Raw genomic sequence first — 16,339 nt, 5'->3', positions numbered from 1 at the left:
CGCGACCGGTTTTGACACAGAGGGGGTACACCCGGCTAATCAGCAAACGCGAAAACAGGTCTGGACAGGTATGCGATACCTGCGGTACCGTTTAGACAACACACGCCCCAATGTAAACCTCTCTGAGGAGGCTGTCATGGCGAGAACCAAGATGATCCGGCGCTGGCGTCGCAATATGGACGTACAGGACGATGTCGCCTACGTGGACATGCTGACCACGCTGTCCGAAGGCTCGGTCCGGCGCAATTTCAACCCCTACACCGATATCGACTGGGATTCGCCCGAGTTCGCCGTGGTGCCGAATGACGAGCGCTGGATTCTCCCCAGCACCGACCCGATCGGCCAGCACCCCTGGTATCAGTCACAGTCCAAAGAGCGCCAGATCGAGATCGGCATGTGGCGACAGTCCAACGTCGCGAAGGTCGGCCTGCACTTCGAGTCGATCCTCATCCGTGGATTGATGGAATACGCCTTCTGGACGCCCAATGGCTCACCGGAATACCGGTACTGCCTGCACGAGGCGGTCGAAGAGTGCAACCACACGATGATGTTCCAGGAGATGGTGAACCACATCGGCGCCGACGTGCCGGGTATGCCGCGCTTACTGAAGTGGATTCAGCCGGCGATCCCGCTTGTCGCTGGACCACTTCCGATCCCGTTCTGGTTCGGCATCCTTGCCGGCGAGGAGCCCATCGACCACACGCAGAAAAACATTCTGCGAGAAGGCAAAACGCTGCACCCGATCATGGAGCGCGTGATGGCCATCCACGTCGCGGAGGAAGCCCGGCATATCTCGTTCGCGCACGAGTATCTGCGTAAGCGGGTGCCGCACCTGCCGAGGCGGAAACGATTCTGGCTGTCGCTCTACGTACCGGTGGTGATGCGCGTGCTGTGTTCGGCCATCATCGTTCCGCCCAGGGCCTTCTGGAAAGAGTTCGACATCCCGCGCTCGGTGCGCAAGGACATCTTCTTCAAGTCCGCAGAGTCGCGACAGATGTTGCGCGACATGTTCGGTGATGTCCGGATGCTCGCCACCGACACCGGGTTGATGAACCCGCTGGCGAAGCTGATGTGGCGGATCTGCCGGATCAACGGCGAGCCGAGCCGCTATCGCAGCGAGCCGCAACGCCGGCACGTCGTGAGCGCCGCGTAGAACCACCCGCCGATGCCACACGTCATCACTCAGTCGTGCTGCAGCGACGGGTCCTGCGTCTACGCCTGCCCGGTCAACTGCATCCATCCCAGCCCCGATGAGCCAGGCTTCGCCACCGCCGAGATGCTGTACATCGATCCGGTGGCATGCGTGGACTGCGGTGCCTGCGTCAGCGCGTGTCCGGTCGGCGCGATCGCGCCGGATAGCAAACTGACCGACAAGCAGTTGCCGTTCATCCCGCTCAACGCCGCTTTCTACCCCGAGCGGCCCGCCGGCGTTAAGCTGCCCCCGACGTCCAAGCTCGCGCCGGTGCTGCCCGCACCTCAGATACGTCGCAGCGGAGCGGATCTCACGGTGGCCGTTGTCGGTTCGGGGCCTGCGGGGATGTATGCCGCCGACGAACTGCTCACCCAGAATCGGGTGCGGGTCAACGTTTTCGACAAGCTGCCCACCCCGTTCGGTTTGGTGCGCGCCGGCGTCGCCCCCGATCACCAGAACACCAAGGGCGTGACGTCGCTCTTCGAGCGGATCAACAGCCGGACTGGTTTCACGTTCTACCTCAATGTTGAAGTGGGCCGGCATCTTTCCCATGAGGAGTTGTTGCGGCACCATCACGCCGTTGTCTATACCGTCGGTGCGCCGAACGACCGCAGGCTCGACATCGCTGGCATGGACTTGCCCGGTGCCGGTACGGCCACCGAGACGGTGGCCTGGATCAACGGCCATCCCGATTTCGCCGACCTGACGGTCGACCTTCGCCACGAACGGGTGGTGGTGATCGGCAACGGCAACGTGGCCCTTGATGTGGCCCGGATCCTGACCGCCGATCCGGATGACTTGGCTCGCACCGACATTTCGGATACCGCGTTGGATGCCGTGCGCAATTCGGCGGTGCGCGAGGTCGTCATCGCGGCGCGCCGCGGGCCGGCCGATTCGGCATTCACACTGCCTGAGCTGATCGGGCTGACGTCGACGGCCGAGGTCGTTCTGGCCGCCGAAGACCACGATCTTGTGCAGCAGGACCTGGCAGGCGCCAGCGACCCCCTGACGGTGGGCAAGCTCGAGATCCTCGCCACCTTGCCGGTCGCCTCGCAGACCGCCGCTCGCCCTCGAATCCGGTTGACTTATAACCTGACCCCGCACAGTGTGCTCGGCGACGAACGGGTCGACGGGATCGAGTTCCGCCGCACCGGCACTGACGAGGCAGTGCGGCTCGACACCGGGCTGGTGCTGACCTCGATCGGCTACCGTGGTGCGCCGATCACCGGCCTGCCGTTCGACGATGCGGCGGCCGTCGTTCCCAATCGGGACGGCCGGGTGATCGATCCCGCCACCGGCAATCCGGTCGCCGGGGCGTATGTCGCCGGCTGGATCAAGCGTGGCCCGACGGGTTTCATCGGCACCAACAAATCCTGCGCCATGCAGACCGTCTCGAACCTGGTCGACGACTTCAACGCGGGCCTGCTCACCGATCCCGCCGCGCGACCGGCCCTGCTGGACAAGCTGATCCGCTGCCGCCAACCCGATGTGGTCGACACGGCCGGCTGGCGCGCGATCGACGCCGCCGAGACCGCGCGCGGCGATGCCGAGGGCCGGCCGCGGGTGAAGTTCACCGAGGTGGCCGATATGGTCGCGGTGGCCGCCGCCGTGCCGGAGCCGCCGATCGCCAGACGGCTGCTGGCCGGACTGTTGCGTTAGGCCTTGTCCCGCAAGTAGTTCAGCACCGCGGCCCAGTCTGGGAACTGCGTCGAACCAAACTGTAGCGCGGGAACGCTCGCCCCAGTCCATGCCCAGATGGTGTCTATGGTGGGTGTGCGGGCGAGGATGAGTTAGTCGAAGAGATGTCGAATTTCGTTGAGGGTGAATGGAATCAGGCTAGGCGGTGCGGGTGTGCCGACGTGACCTTTGGCGGCCTGGAAGGATTCCTCGACGGTCCAGCGCCGTCCGGCGACCCGCGCCAAAGTCCTCAGCGGGACCGGGTGTGGTGACCAGCACCGGTAGTAGCCAAGTTCCTGTGTGGAATCGTTGCGTCGCACCATGATCCACTCATATCCAGGAAGGGCTGAGGCGATATCGATCAGCAACCACCAGTACAGGCGCGGACCCTTGCTGCCGGCCCCGGCCGACAGGCGCTGCCAGGCGAACCTCGGCATCTGGGTCAACAGCGCATCGACGCGACACCCCGCGGTGACCACGTGGTGGCAGTGCCCGCGCGCGGCAGCGTAGGTCAGATAAACCCCGATCTGAGAGTTTCCGATACGCCCCGGCCAACGCAGTGTTCACGTCGTCACGCACATCTGCGGCGACCGCGTCTTCATCCCACGAGGCACGCGAAAGCATGTGCTGCAACCCCATATGGCGTGCCATCACCGCGTTCCTCGGCGATGGTCCAGCAGTTCTCGCGTTCCAGATTCGACATCAACCCCAGCATCAACCCCGCCGCATGGCGAGCGGGCTCACAGCGGACGAACCGAGGCCGGACACGATCCATCAGCGCGCCGAACCCATCGAGCCAGTCGCCGGGATCTATGCTCAACGGCGCGGTCAGCGCCGCGTTCTTCGTTGTCTTCACCACCAACGATGATCGCGCGCCGACCGTCTCCACCAGTGCAAACACGCCGCAACCCGATCTACAACAGCAGTGCTAGACGGTCGCACAGTCGAGATCCACGGCTCGCGGTGGAGTACGGTTCGGGCTGACGCAGGGAGGCCAACGATGACTAACACGACAGTGCCGCGGTCGAGCGCCGCCGAAACCCGGCGGGCCATCGGGAATACGATCCGAGGGTCATCGGGCAACCTGGTCGAGTGGTATGACGTCTACGTCTACACCGTGTTCGCAACGTATTTCGAGGGCCAGTTCTTCGAGGAGTCCGAGAAGAACTCGACGGTCTACGTCTACGCGATCTTCGCGATCACCTTCGTGATGCGCCCCGTCGGGTCATGGTTCTTCGGCCGTTTCGCGGACCGGCATGGCCGACGCGCGGCGCTGACGGTGAGCGTGTCGCTGATGGCACTGTGCTCCTTGATGATTGCGGCGGTGCCATCGCAAGCGGTGATCGGGATGGCGGCACCGATCGTCCTCGTCATCGCTCGACTGGTGCAGGGCTTCGCAACCGGCGGTGAGTACGGGACGTCAGCGACCTACATGTCGGAGGCCGCGACACGGGAGCGGCGCGGGTTCTTCTCGTCATTCCAATACGTCACGCTCATCGGTGGGCATGTGCTGGCGCAGTTCACGCTGCTGATCTTGCAGTCGGTCCTCACCGAGGCCCAGTTGCGCGAGTTCGGTTGGCGCATCGCGTTCGCCGTGGGCGGCGTCGCGGCGGTGGTGGTGTTCTGGTTGCGGCGCACCATGGACGAGTCGCTGCCCGAGGACGTCATCGAGGCGGCCAAGGCGGGGAAGGACCCCGGTGCCGGGTCCATGCGAACACTGTTGACGCAGTACTGGCGGCCCTTGCTGCTGTGCTTCCTCATCACGCTTGGCGGCACGGTGGCGTTCTACACCTACAGCGTCAACGCGCCGGCGATCGTCAAGACCGCGTTCAAGGGCGAGGGCATGACCGCGACATGGGTGAACCTGGCTGGGCTGATTTTCCTGATGGTGCTTCAGCCGGTCGGTGGGGTCATCAGTGATCGGATCGGACGCAAGCCAATGTTGGTGTTTTTCGGTGTCGGCGGCGTGTTCTACACCTATGTCCTCATCACATATCTGCCCCAGACACGCTCGCCGCTGGCGTCTTTCGCGCTAGTAGCGGTCGGTTACGTAATCCTGACGGGGTACACCTCGATCAACGCGCTGGTGAAGTCCGAGCTGTTTCCGGCGCAGGTGCGGGCGCTCGGTGTGGGAGTCGGCTACGCTCTCGCGAACTCCATCTTTGGTGGGACGGCGCCGCTGATCTACCAGGCGGCCAAGGAGCAGGGTCACGTACCGCTGTTCATCGGCTATGTTACGGTCTGCATCGCCGTGTCGCTGGTCGTGTACGTGTTCTTCCTGCGCAATAAGGCCGAGACGTATCTTGATCGGGAACGGGGTTCGGCGTTCAAGGCCTGACCCGCGGCATCGGTCGCTAGACGGTGCTGGATCGTCTAGCTCCTCCTCCGCCTCGTTGCTCGGCGGCATCGGTCGCTAGACGGTCGCGTGCTTGATGTCGTCCCAGCCGTCCACCCACTCCACCGACCGCGGCGCCGGCCCCACGTAGATCGCGGACGGGCGGACCAGCTTGCCGAGCCGCTTCTGCTCAAGGATGTGCGCGCACCACCCCGCGGTTCGGCCGCAGGTGAACATCGCGGGCATCATCCTCGCCGGGACCTGGGCGAAATCGAGGATGACCGCCGCCCAGAATTCGACGTTGGTCTCGATGGCCCGGTCCGGCCGGCGTTCGCGCAGTTCGGCCAGCGCCGCCTGCTCGAGTGCGCTGGCCACCTCGTACCGCGGTGCCGCCAGCCGCTTGGCCGTCGCGCGCAGTACCCGTGCGCGGGGATCCTCGGCCCGGTAGACCCGATGCCCGAAGCCCATCAGTTTTTCGTTGCGGTCCAGGACGCCCTTCACCACCGCGCGGGCATCCCCGCTGCGCTCGACCTCTTCGAGCATCGGGAGCACCCGGGCCGGCGCGCCGCCGTGCAGCGGGCCGCTCATCGCGCCGATCGCGCCCGAGAGTGCGGCCGCGACATCAGCCCCGGTGGAGGCGATCACGCGTGCGGTGAACGTTGAGGCGTTCATCCCGTGTTCGGCCGCTGAGACCCAATAGGCGTCGATTGCTTCGACATGCCGCGGATCCGGGTCGCCCTGCCAGCGCGTCATGAAACGCTCTGTGACAGTAGAGCATTCGTCGATCGCGCGCTGCGGTACGGCGGGCCGGTAGATGCCGCGAGCGGACTGGGCAACGTACGACAAGGCCATCACCGACGCGCGGGCGAGGTGGTCACGTGCGGTCTCACCGTCGATGTCCAGCAGCGGGGCATAGCCCCAGATCGGTGCGAGCATCGCCAGGCCGGCCTGCACGTCGACGCGCACGTCGCCGGTGTGGATGGGCAGTGGGAAGGGTTCGGCGGGCGGCAGGCCGTCGCCGAACCGGCCGTCGACCAGCAGGGCCCACACATCGCCGAAGGTGACCCGGTTGCCGACCAGGTCCGCTATGTCGACACCGCGATAGCGCAGCGCACCACCATCTTTATCGGGCTCGGCGATCTCGGTGGTGAACGCCACCACGCCTTCCAGGCCGGGCGCGAAATCGTCGGGCACCAGAGTCATGATTCGGATTCTGCCACTCGCCGATTGGGCCGCCGCTACCGGTCGGTAACAGGTGCTCAGCAGCTCCGGGCGTACCGTTATGCCGTGGAAAATCCCGATGATGATCGCTTGGCGGCGATGCGTGTCGAGTACGGCTCGGTCGAAAAGGACGGCAGCACCGACCTCGACGTCGACTGGCTCGCACAGGGCTGGCTTGCCTTGTTGCACAGCTGGATAGCCGACGCGCAGGCTGCCGGCGTGGCCGAACCCAACGCCATGGTGCTGGCCACCGTCGATTCGGGAAGACCGGTCAGCCGCACGGTGTTGTGCAAAAGCGTGGACGAGACCGGCATCACTTTCTACACCAATTACGACTCCGCCAAGGGCTCCGAACTGGCGGCGACGCCGTACGCCTCGGTGACGTTCCCCTGGTACGCACTCGGCCGGCAGGTGCACATCCGCGGTGCGGTGACCAAGGTCACCGCCGAGGAAACCGCCCGTTACTGGGCATGGCGGCCGCGCGGTTCACAGCTGGGCGCGTGGGCGTCGGCGCAGTCCCAGCCCATCGGCTCCCGCGCCGATCTGCTGGGTCGGCTCGCCGAAGTTACCGAACGCTTCGCCGGCGACGAGCACGTGCCGGTGCCTCCGCACTGGGGTGGCTACCGGATGGCCCCCGAGGTCGTCGAATTCTGGCAGGGCCGGGAGAACCGGGTCCACAACCGGATTCGTGTGACAGGCGGAACCCGCATCGAGCGGCTGCAGCCTTAGGTGGCGCGGCTCTTCGCCGACACCACCCCACTGAAAACGCCGGATTTCCGCCGTCTGTGGGTGGCCGGCATCGTCACGGTCATCGGGGCGAACCTCACCATCTTCGCCGTTCCCGTGCAGTTGTACGCACTTACCCAGAGCTCGGCATACGTCGGCTTGTCCGGAGTGTTCGCGCTAGTTCCGCTCATCGTGTTCGGGCTGCTGGGCGGCGCCTGGGCGGACGCCATGGACCGGCGGGTGTTGCTGATCATCACCTCCTGCGGGCTGGGGGTGTCCTCGGTGCTGTTGTGGCTGCAGGCCGCGCTCGGGCTGAACAACGTGTGGGTGGTGTTATGCCTGTTGTCGGTTCAGCAGGCGTTCTATGCCATCGACAGCCCAACCCGCTCGGCGGCGATACCGCGGATGATCCCCGGTGACCAACTGGCGGCGGCCAACTCGCTGAATTTCACCGTGTTCCAGTTCGGTGCCATCGTCGGCCCGCTGATGGCCGGCGTGATGCTGCGGTGGGTCGACCTGTCCACGCTGTATCTGATTGACGCGGCGACCTGCCTGGTGCCCATGTGGGTGGCGTGGCGACTCGCGCCGATACCGCCTTCGGTCAGCGGGCGGGGGATGGGATTTGATGCCGTCCGCTCGGTGTTCGAAGGTTTCCGCTTCCTGTCCGGGAACAAAGTGGTGCTGATGTCTTTCGTTGTCGACCTCATCGCGATGATCGCCGGCATGCCGCGGGCGTTGTTCCCGGAAATGGCGCACCAGAGTTTCGGCGGACCGATCGAGGGGGGTACCACCATGGCGCTGTTGGCGGCGGCAATGTCGATCGGAGCCGTCGTGGGCGGAGTGTTTTCCGGCTGGTTTCCTCGCATCCAGCGCCAAGGGTTGGCGGTGGTGATTGCGATCGTGGTGTGGGGCGCGGCGATGATCGGCTTCGGTGTGGCCGGCGGGCTGGCGCATGGCAGCGCCGGCACGATGCTGTGGATTGCGGTGGTGTTCCTCGCCATTGGCGGCGCCGCGGACATGGTGTCGGCGGCATTCCGGTCGACGATCCTGCAGCAGGTAGCTTCCGACGACCTGCGCGGTCGGCTGCAGGGCGTGTTCACGGTCGTCGTTGCCGGTGGTCCCCGGCTGGCCGACACGGCACACGGGGTGGCCGCCGCCATGGTGGGCACCACACTTGCGGCCGCCGGTGGCGGCGCGCTCGTGGTGATCGGCGTCGTGGTGGCGGCCGCGGCGGTGCCGGTGTTTGTTCGCTACCGGGTGCCGCCGACGAAACCGTAAGTTGGCGTATTCCGACGACGATCGGCCAGGTGGCGGACGTCGTCGTGCACGCACGTCCCGGGCTGCGCGACCTAAAGAAGCAACGCACCCGCGCCATGCTGGTCGATGCGGCCGCGACCCGGCTTGCGCTACTGGTTCCTGGGGTTGCCGCCCAGCTCGGCGTCGACGCCAGAGATCGCCGGGTGGCGCCGATCGTGTCGCCGCGTGTTACGCCCGCCAGCCGACCGATATCACCCAGTACGAGGCCCTGGCCCGCGCGCACCTCGAGACCTTCCGCAGCGCTCAGTACGGCGACCCGCATTCGGCGGCCTTCGAACGGATGCGACTGTTGCTGACGATCGTGAACTCCGCCCCCGCCATCGGTCTGGGGCCCTTCATGTTCCGCACCGAAGGCTTCCACTACGCGGCGATCGAGGTGGCGGCGCGGCGGATGGGCGTACCCGCCGGTCACCCAGCCATCCGCATCCTGTTCGACACCTGGGCGGTGGTGATGGGGGTGGCCTGTCGCGGCCTCGGCGCCGCGGACGGACCACCGGTCGAGCCCGACGTCTTGTGTCGCCGAATCGAGTCGGTGTACGACGTTTTCACCCGGCTCTGGAAGTCCTGACCTACCCCGCGCCAACCCCCCGCGGGCGGGTAGGCAGAATAGCGACTACCTTCACCTAGTACGGACGCCTCAGCCGGTGTCAAAGAGCTCAGAAGGGGTTCATGTGGCCGCAACCGACGAGACCGCCACCCTGAAGTATCCGGGCGGCGAGTTGGACCTCGACGTCGTGCACGCGACCGAGGGGTCGGACGGGATCGCCTTGGGGTCGTTGCTGTCCAAGACCGGCTACACCACGTTCGACCAGGGTTTTGTGAACACCGCGTCGACCAAGAGCGCCATCACCTACATCGACGGTGACGCCGGGATTCTGCGCTATCGCGGGTACCCGATCGAGCAGCTCGCCGAGAAGTCGAATTTCATCGAGGTGAGCTACCTCCTGATCTACGGCGAGCTGCCGACCACCGAGCAGCTCGAGAGGTTCACCAACCAGATCCAGCGGCACACTCTGCTGCACGAGGATCTCAAGCGGTTTTTCGACGGCTTCCCGCGCAACGCGCACCCGATGCCGGTGCTGTCCAGCGCGGTCAACGCGCTGAGCGCCTACTACCAGGACTCGCTGGATCCGCTGGACCATGAGCAGGTCGAGCTGTCGACGATCAGGCTGCTGGCCAAGATGCCGACAATCGCGGCCTATGCCTACAAGAAGTCGGCCGGACAGCCCTTCCTGTACCCGGACAACTCGCTGACTCTGGTGGAGAACTTCCTGCGGATGACGTTCGGCTTCCCAGCCGAGCCCTATGAGGTGGATCCCGAAATCGTCCGCGCGCTGGACATGCTGCTGATCCTGCACGCCGATCACGAGCAGAACTGCTCGACGTCGACGGTGCGGCTGGTCGGTTCCTCGCAGGCCAACCTGTTCACCTCGATCTCCGGCGGCATCAATGCACTGTGGGGCCCGCTGCACGGTGGCGCAAACCAGGCGGTGCTGGAGATGCTGGAGAAGATCCGCGCCGGCGACGACGATGTGCAGACCTTCGTCAAGAAGGTCAAGAACCGCGAAGACGGCGTGAAGCTGATGGGCTTTGGCCACCGGGTCTACAAGAACTACGACCCGCGGGCGCGCATCGTCAAGGAGCAGGCCGACAAGATCCTCGGCAAGCTCGGCGGCGACGACGAGCTGCTGGACATCGCCAAGCAGCTCGAAGAGATCGCACTGACCGATGATTTCTTCATCGAGCGCAAGCTGTACCCGAACGTCGACTACTACACCGGCGTGATATACCGCGCGATGGGCTTCCCGACGCGGATGTTCACCGTGCTGTTCGCCCTGGGCCGGTTGCCAGGCTGGATCGCGCACTGGCGGGAGATGCACGACGAGGGCAGTAGCAAGATCGGCCGCCCGCGCCAGATCTACACGGGCTACACCGAGCGCGATTACGCCGCCATCGACGGGCGTTAACTGCCGTACAGGCGTCTATCTGCAGGCCGCCTGTATGGCCACTGTGGCCGAATCTGCTTCCCGCAGAGGATCATTGAGATCGGCAGTCTGCTTGCCCACCAAGTACTGAATGGTGATGTACCGATAGGACTCGGCAAGCTTCCGCACGGGTGCCGCGAGGTCGGCCGGGGTGGCGGGATTTCGAATCAGGGTATCCATGAGGTAACCGCCACCGACATACAGAGCCAAGCGCGCGTTTGCCGCTACGGCTAATACTGTCGTTGGGTTGGATCCGCCGTCGCGGCGTGTGTTGATGATCACCGCGTTGTGGACCGTCTCGAATGCGTCGCACACTGCTTTCTTCGAGAGGGCCACGTCTTCAGTGCTGTAGGTCTTGGCCGCGTGCGGCTCAGCGTTGGGCGCGGGCTTGAACCATGCCGCGATCGCAATCGCGCCGACGACGAGGCCGATCACAATTGCGACGATCGACAGGATGGTCGGGAGTCGGGACGGCTTTGGCGCTGGTGGCCACGGCTCCGGCGCTGGCGGCCAAACATCGGGTCCAACGGGCGATCCATACGGGGGCTGTGACATGCGAAGCATGCTATTCCCGGCGTCTGCCGGCGTGTTGCCCACCCCGGATATCGACGTCGAACAGCGATTTCGTGAGTGATCTACGCTATCGCCGATTTTGGCGCCGTCCCCAGCTTGACCTCCGCACGATTGTAGTTTCACAATGGTTGTGTGATTACAACTGTCGTTGACCTCAGCGCGCGGCGGAAAGCCATCATCTTGGCGTCCTGCTGCCTGAGCCTGCTGATCGTCTCGATGGACTCGACGATCGTGAACGTCGCGATCCCGGCGATCCGCACTGACCTGCACGCCTCTGCCTCGCATATGCAGTGGGTCATCGACGTCTACACCCTCGTTCTCGCGTCGCTGCTGATGCTGTCGGGTGCCGCCGGTGACCGGTTCGGCCGCCGCCGGGTGTTCCAGATCGGTCTGACCGTCTTCGCGCTGGGCTCGCTGCTGTGCAGCCTGGCTCCCGATATCGACATGCTGATCGGCGCGCGGCTGATCCAGGGCCTCGGCGGCTCGATGATGAATCCCGTTGCACTGTCCATCATTTCGCAGATCTTCGTCGGACGGGTGGAGCGCGCCCGCGCGCTGGGCCTGTGGGGTGCGGTGGTCGGCATCTCGATGGCGCTCGGTCCGATCGTCGGTGGCTTCCTTATCCAGGCAATCAGCTGGCGCGCGGTGTTCTGGATCAACCTGCCGATCTGTGCGGCGGCGATCATCCTCACCGCGATCTTCGTTCCCGAGAGCAAGTCGGCCACCATGCGCGATATCGATGCGGTGGGTCAGCTGCTGGCTGTGCTGGCGTTGTTCGGTGTGGTGTTCGTGCTCATCGAGGCACCGGGGTTGGGCTGGACCAACCCGCGCATCCTGGCGATCGCCGCGGGCGCGGTGCTGGCCCTGCTCGGGTTCTTGCGCTACGAGTCCCGCCGCCACGATCCCTTCATCGATCTGCGGTTCTTCCGGAGCATTCCCTTCGCGTCGGCTACGGTCACCGCCGTGTGCGCCTTCGCTGCCTGGGGAGCCTTCCTGTTCATGATGTCGCTGTATCTGCAGGGAGAGCGCGGCTATTCAGCCGCCCACACCGGCCTGATCTACCTACCGATCGCCATCGGCGCACTGTTCTTCTCACCGCTGTCGGGCCGGTTGGTCGGCCGTTTCGGCGCGCGCCCGTCACTTCTGGTGTCGGGGATCCTGATCACCACCGCGTCGGTGATGTTGAGCTTCCTCACCGCCACCACGCCGATCTGGGCACTGCTGGTGATCTTCGCGGTGTGTGGCATCGGCTTCGGCATGGTCAACGCGCCGATCACCAATGCCGCGGTGAGCGGGATGCCACGCGATCGAGCCGGGGCCGCCTCGGCGGTCACCTCGACCAGCAGGCAGGTTGGAGTGAGTATCGGTGTGGCACTGTGTGGTTCGGTCGCCGGGTCGGCGCTTGCGGTAGCCGGGGGGGACTTCACCTCGGCAGCCCGGCCGCTGTGGTGGGTCTGCATCTGTCTGGGTCTGGTGATCACCGTGTTGGCGGTCGTCTCCACGTCGAGACGCGCCATACTGTCCGCGCAGCGGCTGGCTCCACTGATCGATAGCCATCGAACCGAGCCCGCGCATGTCGGGTAGTCCGGTGGCCGATCAGGTCTGGCGCGCGATGTCGAGTCTGGTGCTGGACAACAAGGACGGCTGGCGCCGCGCAGTGGTCGACCGAACCGGCTTGCCGTTCAGCAGGATTCGGATCCTGTGCCGGCTCTCGTCACAACCGATGACGGTCAAAGAGGTCGCTGAGGCGGCCACCATCGACGCACCGGCTGCCACGGTGGCGGTCAACGATCTGGAAGCCCGCGGGCTGGTGGTCCGCAAACCCCACCCGGACAACCGACGCTGCAAGCTGGTGTCACTGACCGAGGCGGGGCGCGATGTCATCGCGGTGCTCGACGCCACCGACGACCCGGCCCCCGCGGCGCTGGCCGCCCTCGACGGGCAGGATCTTGCGGCGCTGCGGACGATCCTGTCGCGCGTGATCAGCTGAGGCAGCCCTCGACTTCGTCGCCGGGGCGCACGCTGGCGTCGCTGGGGCCACCGCCGGTTTCACGCAACTCGCGCTCCTGGGCGACGAGGTCGTGGATGCGGATGAGTGTTTCGCTCTCTGTGCCACAGTTCCAGTGTGTCCGACGTTGCTCTGGTCAGAACGGTGAAGCGACAATCGCGCCGAACTCGGTGCAGAACCAGTCGACGTCCGAGCTCGAGAACACCAGCGGCGGGCGGATCTTCAGCACGTTGCCGTCGCGGCCGCAGACCGAGATCAGCACCCGGCGCTCCCGCATGGCGTTGACCAGTGCCCGGGCACCCGCCCGGTCCGGTGCACCGGTCTCGGAGATGACCTCGACACCGACGTAGAGACCGGTGCCGCGCACATCGCCGATGCGGGGATGGTCGGTGCCCAGTCGGGCCAGCTCGGTGCGCAACTGGGTGCCCACCTCACCCGCGTTGCGCATCAGCTTCTCGTCCTCGATGACATCGAGCACGGCTGCGGCGGCGGCCACCGTCACCGGGTTACCGCCGAAGGTGTTGAAGTACGGGATCCCGCGGGCGAAGACGTCCAGGATGTCGGAACGGGCCGCCATCGCCGCGATGGGCAGCCCGTTGCCCATCGGCTTGCCCATCGTCACCAGATCCGGTGCGACGCCGTGTCGGAGGAAGCCCCACATCGCCTCGCCGGTACGGGCGAACCCGGGTTGGACTTCGTCGGCGATGAAGACCCCGCCGGCGCGGTGCACCGCCTGCACTGCGGGAGCCAGCACCGAGGGGTCGGGATAGATCCCGTCGGAGGAGAAGATGGTGTCCACGATCAGCGCGGAAAACCCGGCACCGGAGGACTTCAGGTCGGCGATGGCGGCGACGACATCGTCGGTGAACCGGGCGGACAGCTCGATCGCCGGGATCCGGTAGCTATCTGGTGGGGGAATCGCGCGGACGTGTGCACCGAGTGCGGTCGCGCCGCCGATGGACGGCGAGATCGCGGTGACGGAGGCGGTGTTGCCGTGGTAGGCGTCGCTGGTGACGATGACACCTGCTGCACCGGTGTGCATTTCGGCGACGCGCAGGGCCAGATCGTTGACCTCTGAGCCGGTGCAGGCGTACATGACCTGATCGATCTGCTCGGGCATGGTGTCGAGCAGTCGCCGGCTGTAGTCGACGATGCCGCCGTGCAGATAGCGGGTGTGGGTGTTCAGCGTGGACAGCTGCCTGCTGACGGCCTCCACCACGTGCGGGTGGCAATGGCCGACGCTGGCGACGTTGTTGTAGGCGTCGAGGTAGCAGGCGCCGTCGGAGTCATAGAGCCGGGTGCCCTCGCCGCGCACCAGGTGTACCGGCCGTTCGTAGAACAGCCGGTACGCCGGGCCCAGCATGCGGTCACGGGCCGCGATCAACGATTCGGTGGCGGGATCGACCGGGTGATCCGCGGAATAGCTGTTGGAATCCATGATGTTGGAGAAACTCACTGCGCTATTCCTTCGCCTCGTTGACGCGACCCGCGACTGCCTTGCCTAACGTTCGTGCGCCTCCTCAAGGACTGTCCGGCCCAGCTCCGAATAGCGCTGCGGGGACGTGTATTTCAGCACCACGGCCAGCAGGAGGCCGCCGATGCCGACCGCCGCAACCACATACGGGATCGCGGCAAAGACCCAGTCGGTGGCGGCGGTGCCCGCGGCGAACGATGCGTTCTTGCCCAGTAGGTAGACCACGTACAGCATTCCCAGCCCGCCCAGAAGTGGCGCAAGGAACGTGCGGAACCAGTTCGCCGTCTCGGGGTGATTCTTGCCGATGTGGAAGTAGGCGATCACCGCGAACGCGGCCAGCGCCTGCACCAGCATGATCGCGGTGGTGCCCAGCAGTGCCATCAGCCCGTACAGGCCGGTGTAGGGGTCACGGCCGGTCAGCGCGAAGAACAGCACCACGACGGTGGCGAACCCGGTCTGCACGAAACCGGCGATGTGCGGGGAGCCGTGCGTGGCGTGGGTGGCGCCGATCGTCTTGCGCATTCCGGGGATCACGTTCTCCCGGCCGAGCGCGTAGATGTAGCGGGCGGCACAGTTGTGGAATGCCATACCGCAGGCGAACGAACCGGTCATCAGCAAGATCTTGAACAGGTCGACGGCCCACGTGCCCAGGTGCGCACCGACCGGGCCGAAGAAGATGTCACCGGCTGTTGTCGAATCCTGGGCCAGTGCAACGGCATTCTGCGGTCCGGTGCCGACGATCGCCAGCCACGAGATGATCACGTAGAACACGCCGATGCCGATCACCGAGCTGATCACCGCGATGGGGATGATCTTCTTGGGGTTCTTGGACTCTTCGCCGTACATGGCGCTGGACTCGAAGCCGACCCATGACCAGAACGCGAAGAACAGCCCGATGCCGGCGGACCCGGCTACCGTGATCATGCTGCCGTCAGCGCCGGCCACCGCGCCGGAGAGATTCTGAAATGCGTTGATCGGGTTCAACGATCCCCATGACCAGCCCTGTGGCCCACCGCCGGTGAAGAGCACCGACAGCGCCATCAGCGAGAGCATCACGATCTCGGTGATCAGGAAGACCCCGAGCACCCGTGCGGCGACGTTGATGTCGAAGTAGGTCAGCAGCGCGTTGATCGCGAGCATCGCGATCGCGAACACGATCCACGGGATATTCACGTGGAAAAGGGAATTGAAGGTGTCATTGCCGAAGAAGGCGAAGATGCCGATCAGGGACGCCTCGAACACCATATAGGCCATGGCGGTCAGGAAGCCCGCGCCGAGACCGACGATGCGGCCGAGACCGTGCGAGATGTACCCGTAGAACGCGCCGGTGGCGGTGATGTGCTTGCTCATCGCGGCGTAGCCGATGGCGAACAGCGTCAACACGATCGTCGCGACGAAGTATCCTGCGGGGGCGTAGATCCCATTGCCGAAGCCGACCGCGATCGGCACGTTACCGACCATCGCGGTGATCGGTGCGGCGGTGGCGACGGCCATGAACAGGACGCCGATCAGCCCGACGGCGTTGGGCTTGAGTCGCTGTACGGTTTCGGTGCTGGCACCGGTGCCCGCGACGGCGGGCGGATCGATGATGTCGCTCATAGTGTGAATATCCCATCTCCTGCGCGACTGGGGTCGCGCTCGCCTTTTGGTCTGGTTCAGCTGGTCTGGTTGAGCCCGGGTCTTGGTGTGCCGGGGAGCGATGGCTTGTCGACAACAGCTCTGTGGTGCGACGTCGACATTGTTACCCCCGCCAGATCGCCTGGTCAACAGGAAGAATCGAGCGATACCGGCTGAATGTTTCGGCGGTGTTTCCCATGGCTCGGGTAGGAAA

General features: G+C 65.3%; 15 protein-coding genes. 9 read left to right on the top strand and 6 right to left on the bottom strand.

What is annotated here, in order from left to right:
• Window positions 1–136 precede the first annotated feature (136 nt).
• Together G6N13_RS04240 and G6N13_RS04235 are read left to right on the top strand one after the other, a co-directional pair.
• Window positions 137–1,153, top strand: coding sequence for an AurF N-oxygenase family protein (locus tag G6N13_RS04240; RefSeq protein ID WP_163694940.1), 1,017 nt, complete (start codon window positions 137–139; stop codon window positions 1,151–1,153).
• A 12-nt stretch (window positions 1,154–1,165) separates the two neighbouring features.
• A complete protein-coding gene (locus G6N13_RS04235) occupies window positions 1,166–2,851 on the top strand; it encodes an FAD-dependent oxidoreductase (protein WP_163694939.1) in 1,686 nt (561 codons plus the stop codon).
• 131 nt (window positions 2,852–2,982) lie between these two features.
• Here G6N13_RS04235 and G6N13_RS04230 read toward each other — a convergent pair whose 3' ends face one another.
• Together G6N13_RS04230 and G6N13_RS04225 are read right to left on the bottom strand one after the other, a co-directional pair.
• Window positions 2,983–3,348 (bottom strand): hypothetical protein, encoded by a 366-nt coding sequence (locus G6N13_RS04230; protein WP_163694938.1) that lies wholly within the window; start codon window positions 3,346–3,348, stop codon window positions 2,983–2,985.
• A gap of 119 nt (window positions 3,349–3,467) precedes the next feature.
• Window positions 3,468–3,770: a hypothetical protein gene (locus tag G6N13_RS04225; protein ID WP_235677923.1), complete on the bottom strand. Its 303-nt coding sequence runs from the start codon at window positions 3,768–3,770 to the stop codon at window positions 3,468–3,470.
• A gap of 99 nt (window positions 3,771–3,869) precedes the next feature.
• Between G6N13_RS04225 and G6N13_RS04220 the strand changes: the two genes are divergently transcribed.
• Complete coding sequence (locus G6N13_RS04220; protein WP_163694937.1) at window positions 3,870–5,207, top strand: MFS transporter; 1,338 nt, start codon at window positions 3,870–3,872, stop codon at window positions 5,205–5,207.
• A gap of 75 nt (window positions 5,208–5,282) precedes the next feature.
• Here the strand turns inward: G6N13_RS04220 and G6N13_RS04215 are convergent, their stop codons facing one another.
• A complete protein-coding gene (locus tag G6N13_RS04215; RefSeq protein ID WP_163694936.1) occupies window positions 5,283–6,407 on the bottom strand; it encodes a citrate synthase 2 in 1,125 nt (374 codons plus the stop codon).
• A 117-nt stretch (window positions 6,408–6,524) separates the two neighbouring features.
• On the opposite strand from G6N13_RS04215, the gene pdxH reads away from it, so the two are divergent.
• The 4 genes from pdxH to G6N13_RS04195 all read left to right on the top strand — a co-directional run bounded on the left by pdxH (window position 6,525) and on the right by G6N13_RS04195 (window position 10,435).
• The gene (pdxH, locus tag G6N13_RS04210) at window positions 6,525–7,154 is read left to right on the top strand and encodes a pyridoxamine 5'-phosphate oxidase (RefSeq protein WP_407663905.1); all 630 of its coding nucleotides are present in this window, start codon (window positions 6,525–6,527) and stop codon (window positions 7,152–7,154) included.
• The gene (locus G6N13_RS04205) at window positions 7,155–8,429 is read left to right on the top strand and encodes an MFS transporter (protein ID WP_163694934.1); all 1,275 of its coding nucleotides are present in this window, start codon (window positions 7,155–7,157) and stop codon (window positions 8,427–8,429) included.
• A 319-nt stretch (window positions 8,430–8,748) separates the two neighbouring features.
• Window positions 8,749–9,036 carry a hypothetical protein gene (locus G6N13_RS04200; RefSeq protein ID WP_163694933.1) on the top strand — a complete coding sequence of 96 codons (288 nt, stop codon included), beginning with the start codon at window positions 8,749–8,751 and terminating at the stop codon, window positions 9,034–9,036.
• A gap of 103 nt (window positions 9,037–9,139) precedes the next feature.
• Window positions 9,140–10,435: a citrate synthase gene (locus tag G6N13_RS04195; RefSeq protein ID WP_163694932.1), complete on the top strand. Its 1,296-nt coding sequence runs from the start codon at window positions 9,140–9,142 to the stop codon at window positions 10,433–10,435.
• A 15-nt stretch (window positions 10,436–10,450) separates the two neighbouring features.
• Here the strand turns inward: G6N13_RS04195 and G6N13_RS04190 are convergent, their stop codons facing one another.
• The gene (locus tag G6N13_RS04190; RefSeq protein WP_163694931.1) at window positions 10,451–10,888 is read right to left on the bottom strand and encodes a hypothetical protein; all 438 of its coding nucleotides are present in this window, start codon (window positions 10,886–10,888) and stop codon (window positions 10,451–10,453) included.
• Between the two features lie 270 nt (window positions 10,889–11,158).
• Here G6N13_RS04190 and G6N13_RS04185 point away from each other — a divergent pair, with 270 nt between their 5' ends.
• Window positions 11,159–12,610, top strand: a complete 1,452-nt coding sequence (locus G6N13_RS04185; protein WP_163694930.1) for an MFS transporter — start codon at window positions 11,159–11,161, stop codon at window positions 12,608–12,610.
• Window positions 12,600–13,016 (top strand): MarR family transcriptional regulator, encoded by a 417-nt coding sequence (locus tag G6N13_RS04180; RefSeq protein WP_163694929.1) that lies wholly within the window; start codon window positions 12,600–12,602, stop codon window positions 13,014–13,016. Before G6N13_RS04185 ends, G6N13_RS04180 begins: the two co-directional genes overlap by 11 nt.
• 154 nt (window positions 13,017–13,170) lie before the next feature.
• Here G6N13_RS04180 and G6N13_RS04175 read toward each other — a convergent pair whose 3' ends face one another.
• Entirely contained in the window at window positions 13,171–14,490 is a 1,320-nt protein-coding gene (locus tag G6N13_RS04175; RefSeq protein WP_163694928.1) for an aspartate aminotransferase family protein, read from the bottom strand.
• A 45-nt stretch (window positions 14,491–14,535) separates the two neighbouring features.
• The gene (locus tag G6N13_RS04170) at window positions 14,536–16,107 is read right to left on the bottom strand and encodes an APC family permease (protein WP_163694927.1); all 1,572 of its coding nucleotides are present in this window, start codon (window positions 16,105–16,107) and stop codon (window positions 14,536–14,538) included.
• Window positions 16,108–16,339: the final 232 nt, after the last annotated feature.

Origin of the sequence: Mycolicibacterium sarraceniae, from assembly GCF_010731875.1 — a bacterium.
Classification (GTDB): domain Bacteria; phylum Actinomycetota; class Actinomycetes; order Mycobacteriales; family Mycobacteriaceae; genus Mycobacterium; species Mycobacterium sarraceniae.
This window is presented reverse-complemented; position numbering and strand designations above follow the sequence as displayed.